The organism is Brevibacillus formosus, assembly GCF_003013405.1.
GTDB lineage: Bacteria > Bacillota > Bacilli > Brevibacillales > Brevibacillaceae > Brevibacillus > Brevibacillus formosus.
Genome location: NZ_PXZL01000011.1, coordinates 98,968 through 113,759 on the forward strand (window position 1 = coordinate 98,968; position 14,792 = coordinate 113,759).

General features: G+C 47.0%; 17 protein-coding genes. 9 read left to right on the forward strand and 8 right to left on the reverse strand.

The features are described from left to right. Nucleotides 1-51 precede the first annotated feature (51 nt). The gene (locus tag C7R91_RS11315) at nucleotides 52-621 is read left to right on the forward strand and encodes a helix-turn-helix domain-containing protein (RefSeq protein ID WP_047072111.1); all 570 of its coding nucleotides are present in this window, start codon (nucleotides 52-54) and stop codon (nucleotides 619-621) included. Between the two features lie 218 nt (nucleotides 622-839). Continuing rightward, entirely contained in the window at nucleotides 840-2,048 is a 1,209-nt protein-coding gene (locus tag C7R91_RS11320) for a CynX/NimT family MFS transporter (RefSeq protein ID WP_047072110.1), read from the forward strand. A gap of 20 nt (nucleotides 2,049-2,068) precedes the next feature. Here the strand turns inward: C7R91_RS11320 and C7R91_RS11325 are convergent, their stop codons facing one another. The 8 genes from C7R91_RS11325 to C7R91_RS11360 all read right to left on the reverse strand — a co-directional run bounded on the left by C7R91_RS11325 (nucleotide 2,069) and on the right by C7R91_RS11360 (nucleotide 6,934). Beyond that, entirely contained in the window at nucleotides 2,069-2,593 is a 525-nt protein-coding gene (locus tag C7R91_RS11325) for a GNAT family N-acetyltransferase (protein WP_047072109.1), read from the reverse strand. A 169-nt stretch (nucleotides 2,594-2,762) separates the two neighbouring features. Beyond that, nucleotides 2,763-3,530: a matrixin family metalloprotease gene (locus tag C7R91_RS11330; protein ID WP_047072108.1), complete on the reverse strand. Its 768-nt coding sequence runs from the start codon at nucleotides 3,528-3,530 to the stop codon at nucleotides 2,763-2,765. 316 nt (nucleotides 3,531-3,846) lie between these two features. Next, nucleotides 3,847-4,410: a hypothetical protein gene (locus tag C7R91_RS11335; RefSeq protein WP_047072107.1), complete on the reverse strand. Its 564-nt coding sequence runs from the start codon at nucleotides 4,408-4,410 to the stop codon at nucleotides 3,847-3,849. Between the two features lie 211 nt (nucleotides 4,411-4,621). Continuing rightward, a complete protein-coding gene (locus C7R91_RS11340; RefSeq protein ID WP_047072106.1) occupies nucleotides 4,622-4,915 on the reverse strand; it encodes a spore coat protein in 294 nt (97 codons plus the stop codon). An 11-nt stretch (nucleotides 4,916-4,926) separates the two neighbouring features. After that, entirely contained in the window at nucleotides 4,927-5,121 is a 195-nt protein-coding gene (locus C7R91_RS11345) for a hypothetical protein (RefSeq protein ID WP_047072104.1), read from the reverse strand. Between the two features lie 30 nt (nucleotides 5,122-5,151). Then, complete coding sequence (locus tag C7R91_RS11350; RefSeq protein WP_047072102.1) at nucleotides 5,152-6,288, reverse strand: zinc-dependent alcohol dehydrogenase; 1,137 nt, start codon at nucleotides 6,286-6,288, stop codon at nucleotides 5,152-5,154. Nucleotides 6,289-6,303: 15 nt separating this feature from the next. Further along, nucleotides 6,304-6,675 carry a spore coat protein gene (locus C7R91_RS11355; protein WP_047072100.1) on the reverse strand — a complete coding sequence of 124 codons (372 nt, stop codon included), beginning with the start codon at nucleotides 6,673-6,675 and terminating at the stop codon, nucleotides 6,304-6,306. Nucleotides 6,676-6,688: 13 nt separating this feature from the next. Next, a complete protein-coding gene (locus C7R91_RS11360; protein ID WP_012684543.1) occupies nucleotides 6,689-6,934 on the reverse strand; it encodes a hypothetical protein in 246 nt (81 codons plus the stop codon). Between the two features lie 207 nt (nucleotides 6,935-7,141). Between C7R91_RS11360 and C7R91_RS11365 the strand changes: the two genes are divergently transcribed. The 7 genes from C7R91_RS11365 (at nucleotide 7,142) to C7R91_RS11395 (ending at nucleotide 14,787) form a co-directional block, all read left to right on the forward strand. Continuing rightward, entirely contained in the window at nucleotides 7,142-8,116 is a 975-nt protein-coding gene (locus C7R91_RS11365; RefSeq protein WP_047072099.1) for an ROK family protein, read from the forward strand. 79 nt (nucleotides 8,117-8,195) lie between these two features. Then, nucleotides 8,196-9,257 (forward strand): Gfo/Idh/MocA family protein, encoded by a 1,062-nt coding sequence (locus C7R91_RS11370; RefSeq protein WP_047072098.1) that lies wholly within the window; start codon nucleotides 8,196-8,198, stop codon nucleotides 9,255-9,257. Nucleotides 9,258-9,333: 76 nt separating this feature from the next. Continuing rightward, nucleotides 9,334-10,920 carry a glutathione ABC transporter substrate-binding protein gene (locus C7R91_RS11375; protein ID WP_047072097.1) on the forward strand — a complete coding sequence of 529 codons (1,587 nt, stop codon included), beginning with the start codon at nucleotides 9,334-9,336 and terminating at the stop codon, nucleotides 10,918-10,920. A gap of 67 nt (nucleotides 10,921-10,987) precedes the next feature. Next, nucleotides 10,988-11,911: a nickel ABC transporter permease gene (gene nikB, locus C7R91_RS11380; protein ID WP_047072096.1), complete on the forward strand. Its 924-nt coding sequence runs from the start codon at nucleotides 10,988-10,990 to the stop codon at nucleotides 11,909-11,911. A gap of 19 nt (nucleotides 11,912-11,930) precedes the next feature. Next, nucleotides 11,931-12,821 (forward strand): ABC transporter permease subunit, encoded by an 891-nt coding sequence (locus C7R91_RS11385; RefSeq protein WP_047072095.1) that lies wholly within the window; start codon nucleotides 11,931-11,933, stop codon nucleotides 12,819-12,821. 18 nt (nucleotides 12,822-12,839) lie between these two features. After that, on the forward strand, nucleotides 12,840-13,832 hold the full coding sequence (locus C7R91_RS11390) for an ABC transporter ATP-binding protein (protein WP_047072094.1): 993 nt from the start codon (nucleotides 12,840-12,842) through the stop codon (nucleotides 13,830-13,832). After that, nucleotides 13,825-14,787, forward strand: a complete 963-nt coding sequence (locus C7R91_RS11395) for an ABC transporter ATP-binding protein (protein WP_106786189.1) — start codon at nucleotides 13,825-13,827, stop codon at nucleotides 14,785-14,787. The genes C7R91_RS11390 and C7R91_RS11395 overlap by 8 nt, the downstream gene beginning before the upstream one ends. Nucleotides 14,788-14,792 lie beyond the last annotated feature (5 nt).

Consider the following 14,792-nt stretch of genomic DNA (forward strand, 5'->3'; position numbering starts at 1 on the left):
CTAATAGCAAATTTTTATAGTTTCCATCGTTGTGGCAAAGGGGGGCTTAAAGTGAATCTAGAAACCGATGATCCAAAACAAGTTGTTTTACAGGTTGGAGGGGTATTAAAAAAAATTCGTAAAGAGAAGCATTTGAGCCTTGAAGATTTATCAGAGCTATCCGGTGTGAGCAAGCTGACACTTGGAAATATTGAGCGTGGAGAAACCAACCCAACAATCGGGGTGCTGTGGAAAATTTCGAAATGCTTATCTATACCACTCTTGGCGTTATTCTCAACGGAAAACAGTGTGAATCTGTCCAGAGCTGGGAAGGGACTCAGAATTGCTGGGGAAAATAAAGAGTGGGTCATTGAGCCAATCTTTCAAAACGTAAGTAATGAAATTGAAACGTATAGAGCTTATTTACAACCGAACAGCTCATACCATCCAGAGAAGCATCACCACAATACAACGGAAATTGCGACAGTAATGTCAGGAACCCTTTCCATTCATGTAAATAATGAGTCGTACGTCTTGAATCAATATGATTCGATTAGTTTTTGTGCAGATGGCACGCATTCCTATATAAATCAGTCCGACGAGCTTGTTGTGCTCCATATTATATTGAAATATGGGGTCTGAAAATTGATCCCCTGTATGTTCATAGACTACGACGACTATGACCCTTTATCGACCGAATGGTTGCTAGAGGGTTATTTTTTGTTGTGATTTATTAGAGATGATAGACATTAGACAATTATCTATTGATGTATTATAGTATACATTATAAGACTAAAAGTATATTATAATATATTTTCATTGAGTTTCGAATCCAATCTAATAGACGAAGAGGGAAAAAGATGAGCAAGCAAGAGATAAAATCAAATCCAAATGTCACTAGATCAGCAGTTTTTGCGTTTATTGTAGGGATTATTTTTATTGCAGCTAATTTACGGGCCCCTTTAACCTCGGTGGGGCCTCTAGTTGGTCTTATTAGGGACGATGTTCATATTTCGAATACGCTGGCCGGTATGATTACCACGTTGCCCCTATTAGCCTTTGCACTTTTTTCTCCAATTGTTCCTAAATTAGGACGAAGGTTTGGAGTAGAAGTAATGATTCTAATTTCTATCATCCTTCTTACTCTTGGGGTTATTTTGCGTTCCCTCTCAGGAATCGCTACTTTATATATCGGTACTGCTGTTCTTGGATTGGCAATTTCCATTTCTAATGTATTGTTGCCTAGCCTTATTAAACGAGAGTTTCCTAGACGAATTGGTTTAATGACGGGTGTATATTCCATTTCTATGAATTTATTAGGGGCAATAGCATCTGGTATTAGTGTTCCCATTGCAGTTGGATTAGGAGTTGGCTGGCAAGGGGCATTGGGAATATGGGGCATTCTTAGTTTGGTATCCATATTGTTTTGGTTACCTCAAATGAAACGCCGCAATAGGGAAACAGCCACCGTTCAAAATCAATCGGCTGATAGCAGTGTGAATTTATGGCGTTCCCCACTAGCGTGGCAAGTAACCTTGTTTATGGGACTCCAATCTACGTTTTTCTATGTACTGATCACATGGCTACCTGAAATCTTAAAACAGCAAGGAACAAGTCCAGACCAATCTGGTTGGTTACTTTCCATTATGCAGTTAGCCTTGCTTCCCTTTACTTTTGTCGTTCCGATTATCGCAGGGCGTATGTCCAGTCAGCGCTCATTAGTTACGATTACAGCAATTTTGCTTTTAATGGGAACTCTTGGATTACTTTACGGAAGCGCGAATTTCATTGTTTGGTGGATCATCATGCTCGGAATTGGTGGAGGTTTTGCATTTAGTTTATCGATGATGTTTTTTGGCTTACGCACAGAGAATGCTCAACAGGCTGCAGAGCTGTCCGGTATGGCTCAATCAGTTGGATACCTACTTGCTGCAATAGGACCGACCCTTTTCGGATATCTGCATGATGTAACGGGTAGCTGGACTGTTCCACTTCTGCTTTTGGTTTGTGCCTCAATCTTGCTCTTTATATTTGGTCTAGGTGCAGCTAGAAATCGGCGGATTTGCTAGGGAGCCCAACGTAGATCCGCTTACTTCTCTAACGAATAAAAACAGTCATTCACCATCTTGCCAGCAATTTCAGTGCTTTCGGGCACGATTTTATCCAGCTTCATTCCAGCCTTCTCCAAAACACGGCGTGAAGCGGCATGCTCTTCGGAACAAACAGCTGTAAATTTTTTGAATCCAAACGTATCCACAGCGAAATCAAATACACGTCTGATTGCTTCCGTTGCGTAACCCTTGCCCTTGAATCCCTCCAGTATGATGAAGCCCACTTCCGCAGTGAGAGTTTCTCGGTTACGGGTGCAGATGCTAATCAAGCCAACGTCGCTACCAGAGTCCGTTTCACGTATGATCCAGGTTAGCCAGTGGTTCGATTCGAGACTCCATGGAGCGAGTTCTTTCTCAAAGTTACGGCGGATATCTTCATCGCTCATGGTCGCTCCGATATGCTCCATCAGTGTCGGGTTGGAATAGATGGAGCGGATCAGATCCCAATCGGGTAATGCCACTTTAGTGAGAGTCAGGCGTGCACTGAGGATTTGATTATTCATTGGGATTCTCCTTTGGGAATGGTAAGGAATATTTATAATAGTATACGCTGTTGCATGAGAAGGAAAGGAGTCTATCCACAAGAGTTGGGCAGTTCGTCAAAAAAGGCCGTCGACTTTCTCGACAGCCAAAAAGAGTGCATTTCATTGTCTTTTTTTGTGGGCAATGGAGTTATCGACTAAAGATGTTTCTAAGCTCATTGATGTCGTTTTGGGTCGGAGCAGTGATTCTTGTCAACCAAGAGTTATTCATGATCGAGTAATCCGATCTGTGATTTAGTCGTAGGACATGCCCAATCTCATGAGTAGCCAAGGCTTCTAAATAAGCGGCGTTTCTGTTGCTCACTCTGTTCCATTGGATGACTGTGCCACCGGTTACTCTGGAGCCATTCAATTGCCACCAGCCAAATCCATCATAACCCCTCGCATAGCCTTCACCTAAGGTAATAGGGGCATTTTGTGTTGGTGTTAATGAAACAATGCCTGTGTTGTTCCAGTTTTGAATGGCATTTTCATAGGCCTGTTTAAGAGCAGGGATATTCGTCGTAATGGTTACCTGATACGAAACTAAGACATTGTTTTGATCGGTTGCAGGTGGGTTTCCATTAATAAAAGCAGACGCAATATAGTATTTCACGCCGTTTTTCTCGTAGAAGAACCATCTATTATCAGGGGAGCTTGTCCAATAGTCATTGAGCGAGGTACCACGGGTCCAACCAGAAAATTGTACACGGGTATTTGGTTGAAGCCTGTCGATGATAGCGGCAGAAGTTGTCGGTCCGGTACGGATATTGACAGGGATCGGAGCGGATACACCGCTAAAATCCACGCGATATTCGGATTGATCCTGTGCGTTTGTCGGCGTAATGAAGTATCCATTTACAAGAGTGACAAAAGTAATGATGAACAATAAAAGTTTACCTAAAATTTTTTCTAACATCATGAGGCTCCTTTCCAAATCCATCTCTTTTAAGTATTTTGAAATTGTTTTCCTAATGGTAAAATATGTATCTAGTATTTTCAAGACAATTACAAAATAATTAACAATTTATACCATATTTACTAATCGCTCATGCCAATGCATGGTGGAAATAAAAAAAACTACCTGTTTAAAAAAGGTAGGAGTTGGAGTCCTCAGCCTATGGCCAACAAGAAACAAGCTGATGTCGATTGAGTTTCGACGTCAGCTTGTGGACAGGATGCATGCTATGAGTCTAGCTATTGGGAATGCGGTTTATCCCATTATTCTGATTAGTCTATAGGCGCTTGATCAGGTTCATTGTTCCCGATGACCTGACAACAATCCATCCGTCAGGAATAGGCGAGCCTAGCATCACCCATACCTCCTGACCAGAGGGTGCGTTGTTCAGATTTTTGATCAGGTTCATGGTTCCGGAACTGCTGATCACAACCCATCCAGTTGGAATAGGGGAGCCGAGCATTACCCAAACTTCCTGATTAGAAGAGGCGCTGTTCAAATTTTTAATCTGGTTCATGGTTCCGGAACTTCTGATCACAACCCATCCGTCAGGAATAGGTGAGCCGAGCATTACCCAAACCTCGTAACCAGAAGGAGCATTGTTCATATCCTTAATCAGGTTCATATTGCCAGAAGATCTGATCACGACCCATCCCGTTGGAATAGGCGAGCCGAGCATTACCCATACTTCCTGACCAAATGCGGCATTTTTGATTATTGCTTTTGCGGAGGCTGGCGCCTTCTCCTGTAATGGTAGAGCGGCCCCGTGGGCTTCCGCGGCTAAACTTGGTACAGCGACAACTGAGCTTAAAGTCAGGATGATCAAGGCTTTTTTAAACATGAACATCAACCTTTCATGACAGAGGTAATGTAGCTCTGAAACGCTCATCTAGTGAATGCCAGAAGCTGCGGTACTCCATGAGATGGATATCATCGCTACTCCCTAAGAATAGCTATATATACCATTTTATAGGATGTTCATTTCTTTTACTTTAGGAGATATTGTCGAATGGTAGACAATATAAAAAGCACCTCAAAAGGGTGCTTTCCGTTCACGAAAGATTTAACGCGGTCTGGATATTTTGCTGATCCAACTGAATCTGCTCGGTAACATTCCATGGATGATACCAGCCTCGCTCAATCATGTACAGGCTGATCTTTTCGTGCAAATCGATTGCTTCTTCCAAGTGCTTGGTTAGTGTTGCCTTAATTTCTGGGGTGCCTGTTTCCGTCAGTGCCATCGCATAGTTCCGAACACCGCTCTTTGCGGAGATGAGGAAGTCCATGGCGATTACTTGATCCGTCAGGCCACCCATACCAGCTAAGCTTTGAAGAATGCCAGTCATGTGTTGTCCCCCTAAGAATTTGCTTTTGTCAGTAGAGAGCTCAGCTCCTGGAGCTGTCTGGTGGATACAAGAACATCGTCAGCCAAAAGCTGTCTCAACGTCTCATCGGAAACCAGGCTTTGCATTGTCTTGGACTTGGTCATGCAAATGGTTTTAAAAGAAGCAATTTCATGCAGTTCAAGCTGTTCGTGCAATCCGTAGCTCATCGCATCGGCACCTTCCTTCCTGTCATTTCATCAAGGCTTTAGAACGACTTTGATGCAATTGTCTGTTTTCGTATCAAACACTTCGTATCCACGCTTTGCTTCACTCAAGGGAATGACATGCGTGATGATGTCGCCCGGATCGACTTTTCCAGTGGTAATGAGCTCATACATATAGGGCATGTAGTGGATCACAGGAGCTTGTCCGGAACGTATGTTGACGTTGCGTTGCATGATGTCTCCAAGAGGGAAGGCATTATAGCGTCCGCCATAAACACCGGTAATTTGGATCGTGCCGCCTTTGCGGACTGCTTGGGTAGCGATGACGATTGCCCCCATGGCGCCTCCTTGCAGCTTCAAGCCACTCGCCAGAAACTCCAGAGCGGACATTTTTCCATCCATACCAACAGCATCGATGACAACATCAGCGCCACCCTTCGTGATTTCTTTCAGGTAGTTGCCGATATTTTCTTTTTGCTCAAAGTTTACGATTTCTACGTTGTTCGTACGCTTTGCATGTTGCAGGCGGTAATCAACATAATCAACCGCAATCACACGTTTTGCACCCTTCAGCCAACAAAACTTTTGGACAAGAAGACCTACGGGGCCGCAGCCCAGAACGATCACGGTGTCTCCGCTCTTGACACCTGCGTTATCTACGCTCCAATAGGCAGTTGGCATGACATCGGCAATCAAACACAGCTTTTCATCTTCTATTTCGCAGTTTTCGGGCAGCTTGAAATGGGTAAAGTTCGCAAAGGGCACCCGCAAATACTCCGCCTGTCCCCCAGGATAACCGCCAGTTGTACCGGAATATCCGAAAAAACCACCTATATCGCCATTCTCGTTTGAATTGTCACATTGGCTTTCTAAATCGTTTTTGCAATAAAAGCATTCGCCGCAAGCAATCGTAAATGGAATGATGACGCGGTCGCCCTTTTTCAGCTTGGTTACACCGGGACCAACCTCTTCGACAATGCCCATTGGTTCGTGACCAATAATATAATCCTCTTGCAAATTGGGGATCATGCCATGAATTAAATGGAGATCGGACCCGCATATGGCGGTACTTGTCAATTTCACGATCATATCATCGGGCTTTTCAAGCTTCGGGTCGGGCACCTCTTTTACCACTACGTTTTTAATGCCTTGGTATGTAACAGCCTTCATCGATAAGTTCCTCCATCATTGGTGTTCATCTGGTGTCCGATCGAACATGCCTTTGCGCGAAGTATCTTCAGGGAAGAGGTTCATATGCCCGATTTGGATCGTTTCCAAGGCTGAGAGGTGGTCTAGTTGATACTGTTCATGGAGCTCGTAGGGATGGAACCATTTCTTACTGAGCATCAGCTCCGCGATTTCTTGATGGAGAGCAATTCCTTGGTGGAGTTGTTTTCGCAATACGGCTCTTGCTTCCGGAGTAACGGTTTCAGTCAGAGCAATTGCTGTGTTTCGGACGCCTTCTTTGGCACGCATGAGGAAGTCCATAGCAAAAGTCATATCTGCCTTCTCCGGCATGTTTAACGCATTTATGGGATCTTGATAATCGTTGTTCATCTAATTTTCACCTTCAGTTTATGATGGGGGTCGGACGCGTTTGCGGGATCGGTGCCTGGAAGGGCGCGTTCTTGTAAATAGCCTGAAGCTCCTCGATTGCTTGCAAGGATTGCTCTACATCTTTTTGCATCAACGCTCGTAAATCCTGATCGAATACAATGCCTTGCATCAGCTTGGATTTGGCGAGGCAGAGTGTTTTGAAGTTAAGTACTTCATGAATATCCAGTGATTCATGGGCAGCCAGCGTCTGTTTATTCATCGGACAATCCTCCTTTTGGGCGTTTTAACAGTTTTATTCTGTCCTATGTACTTCTTGGTATTCGAAAAGAAACCAGCCGATGAAGTGAATTTTTTGAATAATCTGGACGAAAAGAGAGGGGTATGCTACAAATAAAGCAAGTTGAATTTATAAAGCCGTTGGAGAAATTAACAGCAAACGGTTACGGTAAACAAAGGAGAGACGAGCATGGCAAAAGAGGAATACGCGATTGGGCTGGACCTGGGTGGGACCAAAATCTTGGCTGGATTAGTGGACCGTACAGGCCGATTGATCGCACGAAAACAACTGCCTACGCACGCGGAAGAGGGAGAAAAGGCCGTGATCGAAAGAGTGCTGTCCGCTACACACGATGTCCTGTCAGCAAGCGGAATCCATCCCGAAAAAGTACGCGGTGTTGGAATCGCTTCAGCAGGTGTGATTAACAGCGATAGCGGCGAAGTCATTTTTGCGAGCAATCTGGGCTGGCGAAATGTACCGATTGGCACGCTGATTGGGCAAAGATTCGGATTGCCCGTTCACCTGTTCAATGACGCGAATGCTGCGGCCATTGCAGAGTGGCTGTGGGGCGCAGGTGTCGGTACACGAAATATGATTTACGTCACGGTCAGCACAGGGGTAGGAGCTGGAATCGTCAGCGACGGAAGATTGGTTTTAGGTAGAGATGGAAGTGCGGGTGAGTTCGGCCATATCTCGATCGATTGGAACGGACCGCAATGCCGCTGCGGGAATCGCGGATGCTTAGAAAATTACGCTTCTGGTACTGCTATCGAAAACGCCGTCAGTCGCAAATTGGCATCCATGAAGGAGCCCGTTACCGATCGAATCCTTGTTGAAAAGGGAGAGCTGACGGCAAAAGTGATTAGTGAAGCTGCGCTTGCAGGAGATCCGCGTTTCACTGAAATTGTAAAGCAAGCGGGGTTTTACTTAGGTATAGGAGCAGCCAATTTGATCTATTTGTTTAATCCGGAGGTCCTCGTCTTCGGGGGCGGGGTTATGAACGCATCCGCACTGTTGCTTCCAGAAATCGAAAAGAGCATGAGAGATAGATGCATCCCTGGTCTGGCGAATGAAGTGCGGGTGGTCACAAGCCAAATCGGAGTGGAGGCCGGAGTGATGGGAGCGGCAGGAGGATTCTTCGAAAATCTATATTGCAAAAATTAAAACAATTTTGTATCATCTTATTAATTACTCCACTGAAAAAATTAATTAATGAATGAGAAGCAAGGAGGAAGACAACATCATGACAAAAGTGAGAGTTGCGGTGATTGGTGCAGGATCAATTTCAGACATGCACTTGCAATCGTACCAGCAAAACGAGCGTACAGAAATTCGTGCCGTCGTCGACTTCAACGAGGAGCGCGCTCGGGAAAAAGCACAGAAGTACGGTGCTGAGACCTGCTACAGCAAGCTTGAGGAAGTTTTCTCAGATAGGCAGGTAGACGCAGTGAGTATTTGTACGTGGAACAACACGCACGCAGATATTGCCATCGCTGCCCTTAGAGCGGGGAAGCACGTGCTTCTGGAAAAGCCTTTAAGTACAACAGTTGAAAGCGCTCTTCTGATAGAAGAAGCCGTAAAAGAGAGTGGCAAGCTGCTCCAGGTAGGCTTTGTGAGAAGGTACGATACGAATGCGCAATTGCTCAAGCAGTTTATCGATGCGGGCGAGCTGGGCGAGATTTATTATGCGAAGGCATCCTGTTTGCGTCGCTTGGGCAATCCAGGAGGCTGGTTCGCTGACAAGGACAGATCTGGCGGAGGTCCGCTGATCGATCTCGGTGTACATGTCATTGATCTGTGCTGGTACTTGATGGGCTGCCCTAAAGTAACGACCGTCAGTGGCAATACATACAACAAGCTGGGCAATCGGGCCAACGTCAAAAATCTCTCCTTTTACAAAGCAGCTGACTACGATCCTTCCCAAAACACCGTCGAGGATATGGCCAATGCACTCATTCGCTTCGAAAACGGAGCGTCCCTTTTCGTGGATGTGAGCTATACGCTGCATGCGAAAAAAGACGAGTTGGCCGTCAAGCTATACGGAGACAAGGGAGGCGCAGAGGTGGAGCCAGAGCTGTCCATCATTGCAGAAAAGCATGACACGATCCTGAATATCAGCCCGCAGATGGATAAATTATCGTTTGATTTCAAGCGAGGCTTTCAAAATGAGATCGATCACTTCGTCGCATGCATATTAGGTGAAAAAGAAACGCTCAGCCCTGTGCAGGACGGCGTGGAGATGATGAAGATTCTATGCGGCATTTACGAATCAGCTGCGAGTGGAAGAGAAATTGTATTTACCTGATAATCGGCAGATAAGACCTATCCATGGACATCCAGATATCACCCATAAAGTAGATGAAGACAAGGGGGAAAAGAAAATGAAAAAAGCATCGTTTTTGCGAACCGCATCCGTCTTACTTTTTTCAGTGGCTTTACTTTTCGGATGTTCCAGTGGGGGTGGCAGTGGTAGTGGAACTCCGGCAGCTTCCAATGGGGGGGCAACGACAGGAGCGCCGCAAAAGGATCAGTTGGTAATCGCCGTAAACGAAAACTTCATCACGATGGACCCGCAAAATACAGGGGATGCACTGTCTTCAGGTGTCCAAAGTGCAATGTTTGAAGGGCTTCTAATTTACGACAAGGATTTGAAGCTCATGCCGGGTTTGTCGACTGAATATTCGGTTAATAAAGATGCGACAGAGTATACCTTCAAGCTCCGGCAAAACGTGAAGTTTCATGATGGCACACCATTCAACGCCGAAGCGGTCAAAATCAACTTCGACAGGATGAGCAACAAAGACAATAACTTGAGAGCCTATCGGAACTACAAATACATCAAGTCTACAGAGGTTGTCGATGAACACACAGTGAAAGTGACACTGAACCAGCCGTTTTCCGCGATGATCAACAAGTTCACGACTGGAATCATCAGCCCGGCGGCTCTGGAAAAGTACGGCAAGGACATTACCAAGAATCCAGTCGGCACAGGCCCATACAAATTCGTGGAATGGGTACAGGGAGACCATCTGACAGTAGAGCTGAATCCAGATCACTGGAATAAGGGAGCAGCCAAGGTCGGTAAAATCGTCTACAAGCCCGTCCCTGAAAACGGCTCCCGCGTAGCCATGCTGAAGACGGGTGAAGCCGATGTCATCTATCCGTTGCCGGAGCAGCAAGTAGAGACACTGAACGGTGAAGAGGGAGTAAAAGTAGAGCGCACACCTTCCACCATCACTCGCTATGTCTCGATCAATATGCTGAAAAAGCCGTTTGATGATCCGCGCGTTCGCCAAGCCATCAACCATGCAGTGGACAAGGACGCGTTCATTAAAGTCGTGAAATCCGGATATGGTGCACAGCTGGAATCCGTAATGTCGCCGACGATTGCCCACTATGCGAAGCAAGGCACCTATGAATACAACATCGAAAAAGCGAAGCAGCTTTTGAAAGAAGCAGGCTACGAGAATGGCTTCACTACCGATATCTGGGGCAATACGAACTCGGATACGATGAAGGGCATGCAATTCATTCAGCAGCAATTGCAAAAGGTCGGCATCACGGTTGAAGTGAAATCGATGGAAGAAGCCACGCTGTCTGATGAAATCTACGGCATCAAGTCGCCAGAAGAAGCAAAAATGAACATGTGGTACGTAAGCTGGTCCTCTGCTGATCCAGACAATGCGATGCGTTCGCTGTTTAGCAGCGAGAACTTCCCGCCTGCGGGAGCGAACACGGCTTTCTACAAAAATGACCTTGTCGATCAAAGCATCAAGGAAGCGACACAATCGTCAGACCAAGACAAGCAAAAGCAATTGTATGGCGTCGTGCAAGAAAATGTGTTTAAAGACGCACCATGGATTTTCCTCGCAGTCGATGAAATTTTGTACGGAAAACGCGCGAACGTGAACGGGGTTTATATCACACCAAGTGGCGGCATCTATGTAAGAGAAGCGGCGTTCCAATAATACTTGAAGCAGCGTTCGGGCATTGTCTGCCGCTGGGCGCTGCTTTTCTTTTAGGAGGAACCGTACCATGTTCCGTTATATCGTGAAGAGACTCATCGAGATCATCCCGATTATTTTTGTCGTGTCGTTGCTCATTTTCTTCTTTATTCATCTGGTGCCGGGTGATCCTGTACGCTTGGCGGCGGGAAAAGAAGCGACCTTGGAAGAGATCGAGCGGGTGCGTCAGGAGCTGGGCTTGGATAAGCCATTGCTTACCCAGTACATCAACTACATGCAAAACCTGTTAACAGGAAATTTGGGACACTCCTTGAAGACGGGGCTTCCCATCAGCGATATGTTTGAAAACCGTTTTTCCGTAACCATGACGTTGACATTTATGAGCCTGGGCTGGGCCTTGGTGCTCGGATTGCTGATTGGAACGATCTCTGCTGTTTTCCGCAATAAATGGCCCGATTACGTAGGAATGCTGACGGCAATTTCCGGTATTTCCTTGCCTGGATTTTGGCTGGGGCTCATTCTTATACAAGTTTTTTCTGTCACGCTGGGCTGGTTTCCCACGGGTGGGGTCGATAGCTGGAAAAGCTACGTGCTTCCTTCGTTAACCTTGGGAGCAGGAATCATGTCGATGCTGGCCCGTTTTACACGGTCCTCCCTGCTCGAAACATTAAAGGAAGATTTTATTCGAACAGGTCGGGCAAAAGGGTTGAAGGAATCTGTAGTCGTTCGCAAGCACGCCCTGAAAAACTCAATGATTCCGGTCGTAACCATCGCCGGTTTGCAATTCGGCTTTCTGTTGGGCGGATCGGTTGTCGTGGAGACGGTGTTTAGCATTCCGGGTATGGGGCGTCTGTTGATCGATTCCATTGCGTTTCGCGATTATCCCGTCGTGCAGGCAGTCATCCTGTTGTTTTCACTGGAGTTCATTCTCGTGAATCTGCTGGTAGATATCTTGTACAAGGCACTGAATCCGAAAATCCGTTATGACAGCTAATGGCAAGGAGGTGACGTAAATGGAGGTAGTAAAAGAAATCGGGCATAATGTCGTGGTTCCCACTGAAAAGAAATCCCGAGCCCGCGAGTTTTGGAAGAAGTGGAAGAAGCAAAAGACAGCTTTCTGGGCAGGGTTTTTTATCTTGTTTTTGTTTGTCATCGCGCTGTTTGGTCCTTGGATCGCCCCTTATGATCCGTATGAGCCGAACTATGATGTGACGTTGCAAACTCCTTCCATAGAGCATTGGGCAGGGACAGATGAATACGGACGAGATATTTTGAGCCGTATCATCGTAGGAACGGGAATCTCTCTTGGCGTCAGCTTTTCTTCTGTGCTGGTCGGCGCAGTGGTTGGGACGATTCTAGGCTTGATTAGCGGATATTACGGCGGGTGGATGGATCGCCTCATCATGCGGTGGAGTGACGTCATGTTCGCTTTTCCCGACTTGCTGCTTGCAATCGCCATCGTTGCGATTCTCGGCCCGGGCTTAACGAATGTCGTCGTGGCGGTAGCTGTGTTCAGTATTCCATCGTTTGCCCGGTTGATCCGCGGCAATACATTGGCTGCCAAGGAAGCGGTGTTTGTAGAAGCGGCGCGATCCATGGGGGCAAAAAGCAGCCGGATTATGTTTCGACACATCTTTCCAGAGACCGTCTCCAGTATGATCGTCTTTTTTTCCATGCGGATCGGCACCTCGATCTTGGCTGCATCCAGTCTCAGCTTTCTCGGTCTGGGGGCCGCGCCCGAGAGTCCCGACTGGGGGGCTATGCTCAGTATGGGTCGTGACTATCTCGCCACTTCTCCACATGTGGTCATCATTCCCGGGATTGCGATCTTTTTGACCGTGCTGGCGTTCAATCTGGTTGGGGATGGCTTGCGCGATATTTTGGACCCGAAAACGAAGAACTAAGCGAGGGAGATGGGTCAGATGAGTGAGAACATCATGGAAGTAAAGCATCTGCAGACGCAATTTACGAGAGACAACCAGAAGACAGTCGTCCTCGACCATGTCAGCTTTCATATAAAAAAAGGCGAGGTGCTTGGCCTGGTTGGCGAATCGGGTTGCGGCAAGAGCGTGACCTCCTTGTCGATTATGCGCCTGTTCAAGGACACGACTGGTGAGATTACCAATGGCGAGATTGTTTACAACGGTACGAATTTGCTCTCGATTTCGGAGAGTGATATGCGTCGCATTCGCGGAAAAGAAATCTCGATGATTTTTCAGGAGCCGATGACCTCGCTCAACCCGGTGATGAAGATCGGAGAGCAATTGATGGAAGCCATTCGTTTACACCTCGGCTACTCCGACCAAAAGGCGCGAGAACAAGCAGTGAGCATGCTGACAAAGGTGGGCATTCCGCGTCCGAGCGAAATTATGGGGGAGTATCCGCATCAGCTCTCTGGCGGTATGCGACAGCGCATCATGATTGCGATGGCGATGTCCTGCAATCCCAACCTGTTGATCGCCGATGAGCCAACGACGGCACTCGATGTCACGATTCAAGCACAAATCCTCGACGTAATGAAGCAGCTTCAGGCTGAAGAGCATATGTCGATGCTGTTGATCACGCATGATCTCGGCGTCGTGGCGGAGATGTGCAACCGTGTCGTGGTCATGTACGCAGGGCGTGTCGTGGAGGAAGCATCTGTTTACGACTTGTTCGATGAACCCAAACATCCGTATACCAAAGGCTTGATCGGCTCTGTCCCCAAAATCGGGCAGAAGCGCGCGCGGCTGGATTCGGTTCCGGGCAACGTACCGACACCGAACAATATGCCGAAGGGCTGTAAATTCGCTCCGCGCTGCAAGGATGTCATGCCTGTCTGCTGGGAAAAGGAGCCCGTCATTACGACGGTGGGAAAAGAACGTTTTTGCCGCTGCTGGCTCTATCAAGGAGAAGGTAGGGATGTTCATGTCTAAATCACTGGTCGTGGTAGACGGTATCAAAAAAACGTTCCCGATTGATAGTGGTCTATTAAGCAGCAAAAAAAGCGTAAAGGCAGTGAATCATGTTTCGTTCGAGATCAAGGAAGGCGAGACATTCAGTCTGGTCGGAGAGAGTGGCTGTGGCAAGTCGACGACAGGGCGCTTGGTCACACGACTTTTGATGCCGGATGAGGGCAAGATTTGGATCAATGGCGAAGAGATCTCCAAGATGAAGGAAACAAAGCTGCGGGAAGTGCGCAAGCAGGTACAGATGGTTTTTCAGGACCCGTACGCCTCACTGAATCCGCGGATGAAAATTCGCGATGTGGTAGCAGAGCCTCTTCTCATTCATACAAAGCTGTCTGCCCAAGAGCGGGATCGGATTGTCGCCGAAATGCTTGAGGTCGTCGGGCTCTCCAGCTATCATGCGGAGAAATTCGCCCATGAATTCAGCGGAGGGCAACGACAGCGTATTGGAATCGCTCGTGCCTTGATTTTGAAGCCAAAGCTGATCGTCGCGGATGAGCCAGTCTCTGCTCTCGATGTGTCGATTCAATCGCAAATCTTGAATTTGCTAAAAGATTTGCAGGAAGAATTTCATTTGACTTATTTGTTTATTTCCCACGATTTGAGCGTGGTCGAGCATATTAGCGACAAGATTGGCGTGATGTATTTGGGGAGTCTCGTAGAATCCGGCCCAAAGGAAACGATTTTTGCCAATCCCCGGCATCCGTATACAAAAGCGCTGCTCTCTTCGGTTCCGATTCCTGATCCACGGGCGAAGCGGGAGAGGATCATTTTGCAGGGAGATGTGCCGAGCCCGGTAAATCCGCCGTTAGGCTGTCTGTTTCATACGCGCTGTCCGTTCGCGATGGACATATGCAAGACGACACCACCTGCATTACGAGAAGCGGCAGACCGAGATCATTTTGTCGCTTGCCATTTGTGATTTGA

Excerpts from the sequence above, each read along its gene's own strand:
- C7R91_RS11395 (WP_106786189.1), top strand. The coding sequence starts at position 13,825 with ATGTCTAAATCACTGGTCGTGGTAGACGGTATCAAAAAAACGTTCCCG.
- C7R91_RS11360 (WP_012684543.1), bottom strand. The coding sequence starts at position 6,934 with ATGAATAAACAGACGCTGGCTGCCCATGAATCACTGGATATTCATGAA.
- C7R91_RS11355 (WP_047072100.1), bottom strand. The coding sequence starts at position 6,675 with ATGAACAACGATTATCAAGATCCCATAAATGCGTTAAACATGCCGGAG.
- nikB (WP_047072096.1), top strand. The coding sequence starts at position 10,988 with ATGTTCCGTTATATCGTGAAGAGACTCATCGAGATCATCCCGATTATT.
- C7R91_RS11370 (WP_047072098.1), top strand. The coding sequence starts at position 8,196 with ATGACAAAAGTGAGAGTTGCGGTGATTGGTGCAGGATCAATTTCAGAC.
- C7R91_RS11340 (WP_047072106.1), bottom strand. The coding sequence starts at position 4,915 with ATGACTGGCATTCTTCAAAGCTTAGCTGGTATGGGTGGCCTGACGGAT.
- C7R91_RS11325 (WP_047072109.1), bottom strand. The coding sequence starts at position 2,593 with ATGAATAATCAAATCCTCAGTGCACGCCTGACTCTCACTAAAGTGGCA.
- C7R91_RS11350 (WP_047072102.1), bottom strand. The coding sequence starts at position 6,288 with ATGAAGGCTGTTACATACCAAGGCATTAAAAACGTAGTGGTAAAAGAG.
- C7R91_RS11320 (WP_047072110.1), top strand. The coding sequence starts at position 840 with ATGAGCAAGCAAGAGATAAAATCAAATCCAAATGTCACTAGATCAGCA.
- C7R91_RS11330 (WP_047072108.1), bottom strand. The coding sequence starts at position 3,530 with ATGTTAGAAAAAATTTTAGGTAAACTTTTATTGTTCATCATTACTTTT.
- C7R91_RS11375 (WP_047072097.1), top strand. The coding sequence starts at position 9,334 with ATGAAAAAAGCATCGTTTTTGCGAACCGCATCCGTCTTACTTTTTTCA.
- C7R91_RS11390 (WP_047072094.1), top strand. The coding sequence starts at position 12,840 with ATGAGTGAGAACATCATGGAAGTAAAGCATCTGCAGACGCAATTTACG.
- C7R91_RS11385 (WP_047072095.1), top strand. The coding sequence starts at position 11,931 with ATGGAGGTAGTAAAAGAAATCGGGCATAATGTCGTGGTTCCCACTGAA.
- C7R91_RS11345 (WP_047072104.1), bottom strand. The coding sequence starts at position 5,121 with ATGAGCTACGGATTGCACGAACAGCTTGAACTGCATGAAATTGCTTCT.
- C7R91_RS11335 (WP_047072107.1), bottom strand. The coding sequence starts at position 4,410 with ATGTTTAAAAAAGCCTTGATCATCCTGACTTTAAGCTCAGTTGTCGCT.
- C7R91_RS11365 (WP_047072099.1), top strand. The coding sequence starts at position 7,142 with ATGGCAAAAGAGGAATACGCGATTGGGCTGGACCTGGGTGGGACCAAA.